Source organism: Rhizobium sp. NXC24 (assembly GCF_002944315.1).
Taxonomy (GTDB): domain Bacteria; phylum Pseudomonadota; class Alphaproteobacteria; order Rhizobiales; family Rhizobiaceae; genus Rhizobium.
The window spans coordinates 1,909,539-1,922,202 of record NZ_CP024311.1 but is presented as its reverse complement, the minus strand read 5'-3'; the positions used below and the strand labels follow the sequence as shown (position 1 = coordinate 1,922,202).

The 12,664-nt window shown below is 60.0% G+C and carries 9 protein-coding genes; 1 reads left to right on the top strand and 8 read right to left on the bottom strand.

Annotated elements, in window-relative coordinates:
- Nucleotides 1-100 precede the first annotated feature (100 nt).
- Complete coding sequence (gene recG / locus NXC24_RS09460; RefSeq protein WP_104823044.1) at nt 101-2,206, top strand: ATP-dependent DNA helicase RecG; 2,106 nt, start codon at nt 101-103, stop codon at nt 2,204-2,206.
- A 43-nt stretch (nt 2,207-2,249) separates the two neighbouring features.
- Here recG and NXC24_RS09455 read toward each other — a convergent pair whose 3' ends face one another.
- The 8 genes from NXC24_RS09455 to ytfR form a co-directional block, all read right to left on the bottom strand.
- Nucleotides 2,250-3,728: an esterase-like activity of phytase family protein gene (locus NXC24_RS09455; RefSeq protein WP_104825089.1), complete on the bottom strand. Its 1,479-nt coding sequence runs from the start codon at nt 3,726-3,728 to the stop codon at nt 2,250-2,252.
- 247 nt (nt 3,729-3,975) lie between these two features.
- Entirely contained in the window at nt 3,976-4,680 is a 705-nt protein-coding gene (locus NXC24_RS09450) for a DUF502 domain-containing protein (protein WP_104823043.1), read from the bottom strand.
- A gap of 176 nt (nt 4,681-4,856) precedes the next feature.
- The gene (gene glmS / locus NXC24_RS09445; protein WP_104823042.1) at nt 4,857-6,683 is read right to left on the bottom strand and encodes a glutamine--fructose-6-phosphate transaminase (isomerizing); all 1,827 of its coding nucleotides are present in this window, start codon (nt 6,681-6,683) and stop codon (nt 4,857-4,859) included.
- Between the two features lie 219 nt (nt 6,684-6,902).
- Nucleotides 6,903-8,264, bottom strand: coding sequence for a bifunctional UDP-N-acetylglucosamine diphosphorylase/glucosamine-1-phosphate N-acetyltransferase GlmU (glmU, locus tag NXC24_RS09440; protein WP_104823041.1), 1,362 nt, complete (start codon nt 8,262-8,264; stop codon nt 6,903-6,905).
- A 102-nt stretch (nt 8,265-8,366) separates the two neighbouring features.
- Nucleotides 8,367-9,113, bottom strand: coding sequence for a FadR/GntR family transcriptional regulator (locus NXC24_RS09435; RefSeq protein ID WP_104823040.1), 747 nt, complete (start codon nt 9,111-9,113; stop codon nt 8,367-8,369).
- Nucleotides 9,114-9,128: 15 nt separating this feature from the next.
- Nucleotides 9,129-10,097, bottom strand: coding sequence for a galactofuranose ABC transporter, permease protein YjfF (yjfF, locus tag NXC24_RS09430; RefSeq protein WP_104823039.1), 969 nt, complete (start codon nt 10,095-10,097; stop codon nt 9,129-9,131).
- Entirely contained in the window at nt 10,094-11,122 is a 1,029-nt protein-coding gene (locus NXC24_RS09425; protein WP_104823038.1) for an ABC transporter permease, read from the bottom strand. Before NXC24_RS09425 ends, yjfF begins: the two co-directional genes overlap by 4 nt.
- Nucleotides 11,119-12,642 carry a galactofuranose ABC transporter, ATP-binding protein YtfR gene (gene ytfR, locus NXC24_RS09420; RefSeq protein WP_104823037.1) on the bottom strand — a complete coding sequence of 508 codons (1,524 nt, stop codon included), beginning with the start codon at nt 12,640-12,642 and terminating at the stop codon, nt 11,119-11,121. Before ytfR ends, NXC24_RS09425 begins: the two co-directional genes overlap by 4 nt.
- Between the last annotated feature and the right edge of the window lie 22 nt (nt 12,643-12,664).

Sequence of the window (12,664 nt, the reverse complement as noted above, 5' to 3'; positions counted from 1 at the left end):
AGCATGCGGCGTGCAATTTTCCGGGGAGTGTGCGCCTCGAAAAGGCCAGCATGACCGTCAGGCCTTGCCAAGCCACCCTCCCCGTCGCATTTTGCCGGCCATGCGTCCCGCCGTGCTCGATCCACTCTTTGCTTCCGTCTCTTCGCTGCCCGGCGTTGGGCCGAAGCTTGCCGAACTGCTGGTGAAGCTGCTCGATCGGGAGAGCATAGACGACTGCCGCGTCATCGATCTGCTCTTCCATGCACCGCATTCCATCATCGACCGGCGCGAGCAGCCGGGCATTGCTCGCGCGCCCCAGGGCACGATCGTCACCATCACGGGCCGCGTCGACCGCCATCAGCCGCCGCCGAATCCACGCAGCAATGTGCCCTATCGCGTCTTCCTGCATGACGAAACCGGCGAACTCGGTCTGGTGTTCTTCCGTGGCAAGGCGCAATGGCTGGAAAAGCAACTGCCGATCGATGAGGTGGTGACCGTCAGCGGCAAGGTCGACTGGTTCAACGGCCGCCCGTCGATGGTGCATCCGGACTATATCATGCGCGAAAGCGAGGCGGAGAACCTGCCGCTTGTCGAGCCGGTTTATCCCCTGACCGCCGGGCTCTCGCCGAAATTCCTGCGCAAGACCATTGAAGGGGCGATGACGCGCATGCCGCAACTGCCCGAATGGGACGATGCGGCGCTCACGCAGAAGCAGGGCTTCCCCTCCATCTCAGACAGCTTTCACATGCTGCACGCGCCGCGGGATGCCGCCGATATCGATCCCCAGGCGCCGGCCCGTCGTAGGCTTGCCTATGACGAATTCCTCGCCGGGCAGTTGTCGCTGTCGCTGGTGCGTCAGCGTCTGCGCAAGGTTGCCGGGCAGCCTGTGCATCCCACGGGAACAATCAGCCAGAACATATTGGAATCCCTTCCCTTCTCGATGACGAACAGTCAGAGGGAGGCCGTGGCCGATATTCTCAAGGATATGGCCGGAACGGAGCGCATGCTGCGGCTGCTGCAGGGCGATGTCGGCGCCGGCAAGACGCTGGTGGCGCTGATGGCGATTGCCGCGGTCATCGAAAGCGGCGGTCAGGCGGTGTTGATGGCGCCGACCGAAATTTTGGCGCGGCAACATCATGCGACGATCTCGAAATTCGCGGCCGGTGCCAATCTCTCCGTCGAAGTGCTGACCGGGCGCACCAAGGGCCGCGAGCGCGACGCCATCCTGGAACGTATCGCCTCCGGCGAAGCGCAGATTGTCATCGGCACGCATGCGCTGTTTCAGGACAGCGTGACCTACGCCAATCTCATGCTGGCCGTCGTCGACGAGCAGCACCGCTTCGGCGTACACCAGCGCTTGCGGCTGACGGCGAAGGGTATCTCGCCGCATATGCTGGTCATGACGGCAACGCCGATCCCGCGGACGCTTGTGCTCGCCGCCTTCGGCGACATGGATGTCTCCAAGCTCACGGAAAAGCCCGCCGGACGCAAGCCGATCCAGACGATCACCATTCCGACGGAACGAACCGGCGATATCGTTTCACGGCTGAAGAGCGCTTTATCCGAAGGCAAAAAGGCCTATTGGATATGCCCACTTGTGGAGGAAACCGAAGAATCCGATTTAATGTCGGTCGAGGAGCGGCACGCAAGTTTGACCAAGGCGCTCGGACCCGGCATCGGGCTCATTCACGGCCGCATGAGCGGACCGGAAAAAGATGCCGTGATGATGGCCTTCAAGAATGGCGAGATCCGCCTGCTGGTTGCTACGACTGTCGTCGAGGTCGGCGTCGATGTGCCGGATGCGACCATCATGGTGATCGAGCATGCCGAGCGTTTCGGCCTGGCGCAGTTGCACCAGTTGCGTGGGCGCGTCGGACGTGGCGACGAGGCATCCACCTGCATCCTGCTCTACAAGGGGCCACTCGGCGAAACCGGCCATGCGAGGCTCTCGATCATGCGCGACACGGAGGATGGGTTCCGAATTGCCGAGGAAGACCTGAAGCTGCGTGGCGAGGGTGAGTTGCTTGGCACGCGCCAGTCGGGCACGCCGGGCTTCCGCATCGCCAGCCTCGAAGCCCATGCCGATCTCTTGGAAATCGCTCGCAAGGACGCCGCCTATCTCATTGAGCGCGATCCGGAGCTGACGGGCGAGCGCGGCATGGCGGTGCGCACCCTGCTCTATCTTTTCCGCCGCGACGAGGCGATCCGGTTCCTTAGGGCGGGATAGGTGGATGGACGCGGCAATCGCGTCCATCCAGATCAAAAGGCCGTTACTTGGCCGACAGGCCGGGGATCGTCACCTGGAACACCTGGAACATGGTGTCGACATCGCCTCCGCCATCGCCCTTATAGGCCGCGCCAACCTGGAAACCGTCCTGGGTGAGGAAATCGTTGTCGTTGGCGACAAACAGGAAGTAGTCATCCGGCAGCTTCGGATCCTGCACGCTGACGAGCGACATGGCCTCCCACTTTTCGGAGAGGTTGTTCCGATCGTTCGGCGCGCCATTGTGGAGACCGAAACGAGCCAGATCGGCGCTATCGTTGATATCGATGAACTGGCTGACCGCAGCCGGCTTTACCGACGGATCGAGAACGCCCTTGGGAGCGAGCGCCGTGTCGGCATCGAATTTGCTGCCGGCAATATCCGTGGCCGCCGAGACATCGACGATGTTGATGCTGCGGTAAAGCGACTTATCGCCCTTCACACCGTAACCATTGCCGCTATCGCGAGCGAGCATCAGGAAGTTTGTCGGCGACAGGGCCACGATTTCGCTCTGGGCAGCGACGAGCGTCTTGCCCTTGTCGTCCTTAAAGACCGGCAGCGGCACGACATATTCATGCACGAGCTTCAGATGCGCCAGATCAGCGGCATCGTAGATCAGCGCGCGGGTGTTCTGTCGGGTCGAGCTGGAATCGCCGCCATCCTGGCGGGTTGCCGACTGCAGCACGGCAATCAGGAACTTACCGTCCGGGGTCATCGACATGCCCTCGAGGCCCTGGTTGTTCTGGCGGCCGCTCGTCGGATCCTTCGGATCGGGAGCCGTTTCGCCCGGCCCCGGATTGTTGGAAGCGAAGTTCACCGCGCCATTGCGCATCGGCAGCAGTGCAGCCGGCGGCTGGGTGGCAGACATCATTAGGCCCGTAGCGGAGAAGCGGTAGATATAGGGGCCATATTCATCGCTGATGAACATCGTGCCGTCGGACAGACGGGCGATGGCCTCGTTGTCGAGCGAGATCTTGCCGTTCGGCGCTTGAGGCAGCAGCGGCATGCTGCCTTCCGGATGGCGAGTGCCGTTAGCAGGGTCGAGACCGGTCGTATCGGCGCCCTTGTTGTCGGTGAGCAGTATGGTGTCGGCAAGCTTGGCGACGACGCCAGACTGTTCCTTGCCGGCCGGCGGTGTTGCGCCCGGAGCAACCGGCGTCAACTGGATATCGACGGTGTTGAGGCGCGGACGATAGTCGGTAGTGCCGACAGCATTATAGCCACGATCCGGCAGCAGCCACAGCGAACCCTTGTAGGAACCATCGGCATTGCGCACCCAGCTCTTGGTGTCGATGGACATGCCCGAACCGGAGCCGAAGGTCTCGCCGAACTTGTCGCGCTGATTGGCCGGGATGCGCCCGACGGCGACGCGGCCCTTGTTGACCAGCGTGACATTGCCGACGGTAACGGAATTATCGGCGAGGGCTGCGGCCGGCGCAGCAAAAACGAAAGTGGCGAGCGCTACGGAGAGCAGCGGCAAAGTCATTGAATGCACATTTTTCACGGCAATATCCTCCTGATGAAAAAGCCCTTTTGGCTGGAACGGCATTCACCTCCAGACCCGGCCTGAAGCCGCGTCGAACGATACGTCCGGCACTGAGCCCAGACATTCGACAATGAGATGCGCCCGATTGCCTTTCCGGCAGACGGTCTAAGACGGCAACATGATAAGGACATGACAACTCGCCCCAAACGCGTGGGCGATAGAGGGGGAGATCAGGAAATGGCTGGCTCTAAGACAAAGTCTTTGCGGGAACAGGCGCCGGCGGAGGCAGTTCCTTGCCGATCAGCTTTTCCCGATATTCCGGTGAGACCAATCCGCCGGAGATCAGCAGTTTGGCGCCGTCTTCCGGGCTCATGTCGAGAATGGTGATCTTTTCACGCGGAACGAAAACCAGAAAACCGGCTGTCGGCACCGGCGTCGGCGGTAGGAAAACGGCCACCATGTCATGCCCCATAGCGTTAAACTTGGAGGCGATTTCACCCTTGGCATCGGTCGAGATGAACACCATCGACCAGAGGCCGGGGCTCGGATATTCGATTAGGCCAACCTTCTTGAAAGACGTGCCCTGCTCTTTCAGCACGGTTTCGAAAATCTGCTTCACGCTCTTATAGATGGTTCGCACCAGCGGCACACGATGAACGATCGATTCGCCGAAACGGACGATGCTTTGGCCAATGAGGTTTTTGGCGAGGAAACCGACGATCGTGATGAAGATCATCGCGATCACCAAGCCGGTGCCAGGAACCGCGAAGTTCAGATAGCTTTCGGGATCATAGCGGGCCGGAATATAGGGCCTGACCCAGCTATCGGCCCAGTGGACCACAGACCAAGTGAGCCAGAGCGTAATGGCGATCGGCGCGCAGATAATCAGGCCCGCCAAGAAATTATTTCTGATCCGCGTTGCCACAGACACTTTGATGGGTTTTTCCGTCATTCGCCGTTCGAAAACTCCGTTCCGTCGCCACCGCTAACCGGCAAATTCCCCCACCATCTCCTCCGTAAAACGTGCCAGAAATCGGCGCGTCGCACAACCCGGCAGTCATGTCATCAATGGGAATCGGCGCCCCATTCACGACGACGTTATTTTAGGAAAAGAGCGGGGAATACGGCCTATTCTACCGTCACCGACTTGGCGAGATTGCGCGGCTGATCGACGTCCGTGCCCATAAAGACTGCCGTGTGATAGGCGAGCAGTTGGATCGGCAGCGAGAAGATGATCGGTGCGATGATTTCATCGACAACCGGCAGGGTGATCGTCGCCATTGTCGGCAAGGTGGAAGCCGCAGCCCCTGCCTCGTCGGTGATGAAGATGATGCGGCCGCCGCGGGCCGCCACCTCCTGCATGTTGGAGACGGTCTTGTCGAAGAAGCGGTCATAGGGCGCAATGACGATAACAGGCATGTTCTCGTCGATCAACGCGATCGGACCGTGCTTCAGCTCGCCGGCAGCATAGCCTTCGGCGTGGATGTAGGAGATTTCCTTGAGCTTCAGCGCGCCTTCCATGGCGAGCGGGAAGCTGGTGCCGCGTCCGAGATAAAGCACGTCGTTGAACTTTGAGATCTCACGGGCAAGGCTTTCCATCTGCGGCTGGATGATGTTCAGCACCCGGGCCATGATGCGCGGCATCTCAACGAGATGACCCACCATCGCCTGTTCGTCCTCAGCGCTGACCGTACCACGCGCCTTGCCGGCACCGATCGCCAAAGATGCGAGCACAGCAAGCTGGCAGGTGAAGGCCTTGGTAGAGGCAACCCCGATTTCGGGGCCGGCCATGATCGGGAACACCGCATCGGATTCGCGCGCGATGGTCGATTCCTTCACATTGACCACGGCACCGATCTTCAGGCCATGATCCTTGCAGTAGCGCAGCGATGCAAGCGTATCCGCCGTTTCGCCGGATTGCGAGATGAATAGCGCAGCCTGCGAGGGCAATAGCGGCATTTCGCGATAGCGGAATTCGGAAGCCACATCGATCTCGACCGGCAGGCGGGCATAACGCTCGAACCAATATTTGCCGATCAGGCCGGCAAGATACGCCGTGCCGCAGGCTGAAATCGCCAAGCTGGACACCGCGCTGAAATCGATCGCCGACGCATTCGGGCGCACTCGATGACTGGCGAAATCGACATATTGGCTGAGCGCATGGGAGATCACCTCCGGCTGCTCGTAAATTTCCTTTTCCATGAAGTGGCGATGATTGCCCTTGTCGACGACATAGGCAGTCGCCTGCGATATCTGCCGAACGCGGCTGACCTCCTGGCCGCTGAAATCGACAACCGTGGCGCCATCGCGGGTGATGATCGCGCAGTCGCCGTCGACGAGATAGGTAATCTCGTTGGTGAAGGGCGCCAGCGCAATCGCGTCGGAGCCGAGGAATGTCTCGCCATTGCCGAAACCGATGGCGAGCGGCGGGCCGGAGCGGGCCGCCATGAGCGTGTCGGGATCGTTCTGGAACATGACGACCAGTGCATAGGCACCGGTGACGCGGTTCAGCATCTTCAGCATGGCTGCGCGCGGATCGAGGCCCTGGCGGAGATATTTCGCCAGAAGATGCGCAACAACTTCCGTATCGGTCTGTGTGGCAAAGACCCGGCCTTCGGCCTTCAATTCCTCGCGCAGCTCGGAGAAATTCTCGATAATGCCATTGTGAACGACGGCGACGCCTTCGACAAAATGCGGATGGGCGTTGGTTTCGTTGGGAACGCCATGGGTCGCCCAGCGGGTGTGAGCAATGCCGGTGACGCCCGGTAGCGGCTCGACATCCAGTCGCTTTTCGAGATTGAAGAGTTTTCCTTCGGCGCGGCGGCGGTCCATGACGCCGTTATGGATGGTGGCAACGCCAGCCGAATCGTAGCCGCGATATTCGAGACGCCGCAAGGCATCCACCAATCGTGCCGCCACAGGCTTCGTTCCGACAATCCCGACAATGCCGCACATGCAATTCTCCGTCTGGCCCAAAATCTTGGCGCAAGTCCTAATGATTCTTATAGTTTTCTCAATTGCCGCGATGGTCACTTTCGGTTTCCGACCGTTACGCGACCCTACTGCAACGCGGATCCAAAGGACGCGTTGAGAACGCAGTAGGACTTTAGAGTAGCGCATATTCCTTTCCTTAAATCGATTCCGATTTAAGGGCTCATGCGCTGGACTTTAGGCTTAGTGGCTGCCCTTCTTCGCTGCCTTGATGGCCAAGGCTCTCTCGCGAATGACCTTGGCACGGCCAGGTTTTACCTCCTGGCGGGCGCGACCGAAGGCAAGCGCATCGGCAGGCACATCCTCGGTGATGACGCTGCCTGAGGCGACATAGGCGTTGTCGCCGATACGCACGGGCGCAACCAGCGACGAGTTCGAGCCGATGAAGCTGTTGGCGCCGATATGCGTCTCGTGCTTGTTGACGCCATCATAGTTGCAGGTGATCGTGCCCGCGCCGATATTGCTGCCGGCGCCGACCGTGGCATCGCCGATATAGGTCAGGTGATTGACCTTCGCGCCCTCGCTGATCTTGCCGTTCTTCACCTCGCAGAAATTACCAACCTTCGAGCCGCCGGCAAGGTCCGCACCCGGACGCAGCCGCGCGAAGGGGCCGACCGTGGCGCCGGCGCTGACATGGGCGCCTTCGATATGCGAAAAGGCATGGATGACCGCGCCGCCATCGATGACGGCGCCGGGGCCGAAGACGACGTTCGGCTCGATCAGCGCGTCCTGGCCAATTACCGTGTCATAGGCAAGAAACACCGTTTCTGGCGCAATCATCGTGACGCCTGAAAGCATCAGCTCATGACGGCGCCGCTCCTGCCAGAGCCGCTCGATAACGGCGAGTTCGGCGCGGTTGTTGCAGCCGGTCATCTCCACTTCGGGCGCATCGACGGCGACCGCGCGGCCGCCGAGAGAGCGGGCGATCTCGACGAGATCGGTCAGATAATATTCGCGCTTGGCATTGTCGTTGCCGATACGGTCGAGCAGATCGAGCGCCTTGCGGCCGTTGATCGCCATCAGGCCGCTATTGCACCAGGTAACCGCAAGCTCGGCGTCGGTCGCGTCCTTTGCCTCACGGATGGCGATCAGCTCGCCGTCCTTGACGAGCAGCCGGCCATAGGCGTTGGGGTTTTCCGTATGAAAGCCGATGACGACGATGTCATTGCCATCGGCTAGCCCCTGACGTGCCGCGCGAAGCGGCGCATCGGTGAGCAGCGGTACGTCGCCATAGGCCACGAGAATATCGTCATACCCTTTGGCGATCGCCTCGCGCGCCGCAAGCACTGCATGGCCGGTGCCGAGACGCTCTTTCTGCAGATAGGCTTCCACCTTGACGCCGCCGACGGCGGCCGCCGCAGTGACCTCCTCCGCGTTGCGGCCGACCACGAGCGCGGCAGCAGAAATATCGGTCTTGGCAATCGCGTCCATCACATGTGCAATCATCGGACGGCCGGCGATTGGGTGCAGCACCTTGGAGATCGACGACTTCATGCGGGTGCTGTCGCCGGCGGCGAGGATGATGGCGAGGCAGGTGCGTTCCATTGCAAGCTCCGAAAGATACGGTCCGATGAGGCCCGAGAGCAGGCCTCATCTCCTCATAGCAACTAGTTGAGCGGTGAACTACGGCGAAATTAGACGTAGACGTCAAGCGTCCGCGAGCGCCGCGAAGGCTTGCTGGACATGCCGGCGGCCGTCGAAAATAACGAATTCCATCGCCTTGTGCGCCGCCAATTCGTCGCCGGCGGCGATAGCGTCGACGATCGCCATATGCGTATCGGCAATATTGCCGAAGCCGTTGCTGGTCGGAGGTGCGCTCATCCGGAACATGCCGACGAGGGCCGCTTCGATCAGGCCGCCGAGCGAACGCATGAAGGGATTGTGGGAGGCTTCCGTGATCGCCAGGTGAAAGTGAAGATCGGCGACGGCGAGACTATCAGGCGTATGTTCCGGCGCGGCCATGGCCATCGCCAGCTTTCGCAACGACTCGATTTCTTCGGGGCTGGCCCGCTTCGCCACGAGGCTGGCGGCAAACGGCTCGAAGGCCAAACGAATGTCGTAGAGGTGGAGAAGGAACTCCTCGTTGACGCCGCTTTCAAAGTGCCAGGTCAGCACCGCGCTGTCGAACATGTTCCAATGGATCTTTTCGGTGACACGGGTTCCGACGCGGGCGCGCGGCACGACCAATCCTTTTGCCGCGAGCGTCTTCATGCTCTCGCGCAGCACGGTGCGCGACACCTTGAACCGCTGCAGAAGATCGCTGTCGCCAGGGAGAATGCTGCCGATGGGAAAGGCGCCGGACACAATCGCTTTTCCAAGATCATCCACGACCTGAGCATGGCTCGTTCGGGATTTTCCTTCGGTTTTCCTGGTTTCAAGCAATCGGCCGCGCAAACACTCTGTCCTTCCCTAAGCGTAACGTCGATTGAAGCGGGAAAGCAGCAGAAGTCCCTTCTGCATCAGAATAAACGCAAAGAGCAGCAGCCCGATTAATATCTTAGTCCACCAACTGGAGAGCGTTCCATCAAAGGTGATATAAGTCTGAATCAAGCCCTGTATGAGAATTCCGATGAGAGTTCCTCCAACGAACCCTGCTCCCCCCGTGAGCAATGTTCCACCTATGACCACGGCGGCAATGGCATCCAGCTCGACCCCAACCGTAGCCAGCGAATATCCTGCCGACGTATAGAGCGAAAAAACGATTCCGGATAGACCGGCGAGAAAGCCGGACAGCGCATAGATCTGGATCGTTGTGCGGCCGACCGGCACACCCATCAACTGAGCCGTCTGCACCCCGCCGCCCAACGCATAGACGTTGGCGCCAAAGCGGGTGCGATGCGCCAGCACAATGCCGCCTGCAAAGACGATCAGCATGATACCGCCGATCAGCGTCAGACGGCCGCCGCCTGGCAGCAATAGATAGAGATCGCTCAGTTGCGAATAGAAATCATGCTCGATCGGGATACTGTCGATCGAGAGGACGAAAGCGATGCCGCGCGCGAGAAACATGCCCGCCAAAGTGACGATGAAGGGCGGCATGCTGAGATAGTGGATGATGGCACCCATGCCCGCGCCGAAGATCGTCGTGATCGCCAGAACAAGCGCGAAGGCGAGCAACGGATGGATCGAGGTATCTCGCAGAATGATAGCCAGGAAGACGCCGGTAAAGGCGATGACCGAACCGATCGACAGATCGATGCCGCCGGAAAGGATGACAAACGTCATGCCGACGGCGGCAATTCCGAGAAAAGCGTTATCCGTCAGCAGATTGCCGACGACGCGCGTCGACAGCATGGTCGGAAACTCCATCACGCAGCCGGTGTAGGCCAGCAGGAAAATGACGATCGTCACGAGCAGAGGAAGATATTTCGAATTCACTTTGCCTGCTCCTCATGGATCATCTGCGCCGCGCCCCGCCGACGCCAGAAAAACGACGAGACGGATTGGAGAGCTGGAGACTGGATGACCAGAATGATGATGACGATGACGGCCTTGATCACCAGATTGAACTCCGGCGGGAAGCCGGACAGCAGAATGCCGGTATTGACCGACTGGATGATCATCGCGCCGATCAGTGAGCCGACGATGCTGAAACGGCCGCCAAGAAGGGAATTGCCACCGACGACGACGGCCAGGATCGCGTCAAGTTCGAGCCAAAGACCGGCATTGTTCGCATCGGCGCCCTTGATATCGGCGGAAACGATGATGCCGGCGATCGAAGCGCACAGGCCGCTCAGCGCATAGACGGCGATCAGCAGCACCGGCGTCTGAATGCCCGACAGCGTGCTGGCCCGCCGGTTGATGCCGATCGCCTCGACGAGCATGCCGAGAGCCGTGCGTCTCACCAGAAGAATAACCGCCAATGCCACCAACAGCCAGATGACGACAGGCATCGGCAGGGAGCCGAAGGACCCGCTTCCCAAGAAGATGAGCCCATCGTCATTGAAGGTCATGATGACGCCTTCGGTGATCAATTGGGCTATCCCGCGGCCGGCGACCATCAGCACCAGCGTGGCGATGATCGGCTGAATATCGAGAACCGCGACGAGGAACCCGTTCCAAAGCCCGCATGCAAGCCCGACGCCGATGGTCAGTATCAGCGTATAGGCGAGAGAATGTCCGGAGACGATGGCGGATGCGGCAACGGCGCCGCAAATTGCAATCACCGCGCCGACCGAGAGATCGATGCCCTTGGTGGCGATGACGAGCGTCATGCCGATGGACAGAAGCGCTACGGGCGCACCGCGATTGAGAACATCGATGATGCTGCCATACAATCTGCCATTTTGCAGTTCCAGATGAAAGAACTGTGGGAACATAATGAAATTCAATAGAAGAATCGCTGACAGCGCAATGAGCTGCGGGGCCAATCGAAGCAACAGGGCCTTGATCTGGGAACTCATGCTTCCTCCCGCTTGCTCTCGCCCGTCGCGATCGAGTCGACGATATGGCTGGCGGTAATCTTGTCGCCTGTCAGTTCGGCAATATGTTCGCGGTCACGCAGCACGATGACGCGGGAACTATAGGCCACGAGTTCCTCCAGCTCGGACGAGATCACGACTAGCGACATTCCCTGCTGGCAAAGATCTTCGATCAGTCGGATGATCTCCGCGTGCGCGCCGACATCGATGCCGCGCGTCGGCTCGTCCAGGATCAGGAAATTGGGATTGGTCGCCAGCCAGCGCGCCAGAATGGCCTTCTGCTGATTGCCGCCGGACAGCAGCCTTATCGGCTTTTCGCGGTCGGTGGTGCGGATATCCAGCGCCTTGATATAACGATCGGCGATCGCGTTCTGCTCGCTGCGCGGTAATGGGCGCGCCCAGCCGCGGCGGGCCTGGAGCGCCATGACTATGTTTTCGCGGATGGAAAGATCGCCGATGATGCCATCCGTCTTGCGGTCTTCGGGGCAAAAGCCGAAGCCGCTCTTGATGGCAGCGCGAGGGCCCGAAAGGGTCACATTCCTGTCCTCGATCTTTGCCTCGCCGCTGTCGGCGCGCTCGACGCCGAAGAGCACTTCCGCGGTTTCCGTGCGTCCTGAGCCCAGCAGACCGGCAATCCCAACCACTTCTCCGACCCGAACCTCCAGGTCGAAGGGCTTAATTTTGCCGCGTTTGCCGAAATTGGTGAAGCGGTATCTGACCGGCCCGCTTTCGCCGACCGCCTGCTTCGCGGTCGCTTCGACCTGCGCGAGTTCGCGGCCCAGCATCATGGCGATCAGGGTTTGCCGGGAAAGGCCCTCCGCATCGCGCGTGCCCACAAGGCGGCCGTTGCGCAGAACGGTTATGCGGTCGCAAATCTGATAGACCTGCTCAAGAAAATGCGTAATGAAAACAATTCCTAATCCGCGCTTCTTCAGATTCTGGATAATACCGAAAAGCATGGCAACTTCGTGCGTATCGAGGCTGGCCGTCGGCTCGTCGAGGATCAGAACCTTGCCAGAGAGATCCACGGCACGTGCGATCGCGATGACTTGCTGAATTGCGACGGAGAAACGGTCGAGCTGACGGCTGACATCGATGTCTATGCCGTATTGCGACAACAGGTCTTTCGCCATGCTGTTCATCGCACGGCTGCTGATCATGCCGAGCCGTCTTGGCTGCCGGCCGAGAAACAGATTTTCCGCTACACTCAAATTCGCAAGGAGGTTCACCTCCTGATAGACCGTTCCGATACCAAGCTTCTGCGCCGCCAGCGTATCGTGCGGGTCGATTTCGGCGCCATCGAGAACAAGGCTGCCTGCGTCGCGGCGATAGGCGCCGGTCATGCACTTGATCAGCGTCGATTTCCCAGCACCATTTTCGCCGAGAAGCGCATGAACCTCGCCCCGCCGCAACGTAAAATCGACATGATCCAGAGCGGTGGAGCCGGGAAAATATTTGCAGAAGCCGGTAGCCGTCAGAAGACGCTCGACATCGTGAGCCATGGAGCAAGAATTTCCTTGAATT

Bases quoted from the DNA above. Each gene is read 5' to 3' on its own strand.
- ytfR (WP_104823037.1), bottom strand. From the start codon at position 12,642: ATGGCTCACGATGTCGAGCGTCTTCTGACGGCTACCGGCTTCTGCAAA.
- NXC24_RS09450 (WP_104823043.1), bottom strand. From the start codon at position 4,680: ATGACGGAAAAACCCATCAAAGTGTCTGTGGCAACGCGGATCAGAAAT.
- glmS (WP_104823042.1), bottom strand. From the start codon at position 6,683: ATGTGCGGCATTGTCGGGATTGTCGGAACGAAGCCTGTGGCGGCACGA.
- NXC24_RS09425 (WP_104823038.1), bottom strand. From the start codon at position 11,122: ATGAGTTCCCAGATCAAGGCCCTGTTGCTTCGATTGGCCCCGCAGCTC.
- recG (WP_104823044.1), top strand. From the start codon at position 101: ATGCGTCCCGCCGTGCTCGATCCACTCTTTGCTTCCGTCTCTTCGCTG.
- NXC24_RS09455 (WP_104825089.1), bottom strand. From the start codon at position 3,728: ATGACTTTGCCGCTGCTCTCCGTAGCGCTCGCCACTTTCGTTTTTGCT.
- glmU (WP_104823041.1), bottom strand. From the start codon at position 8,264: ATGGAACGCACCTGCCTCGCCATCATCCTCGCCGCCGGCGACAGCACC.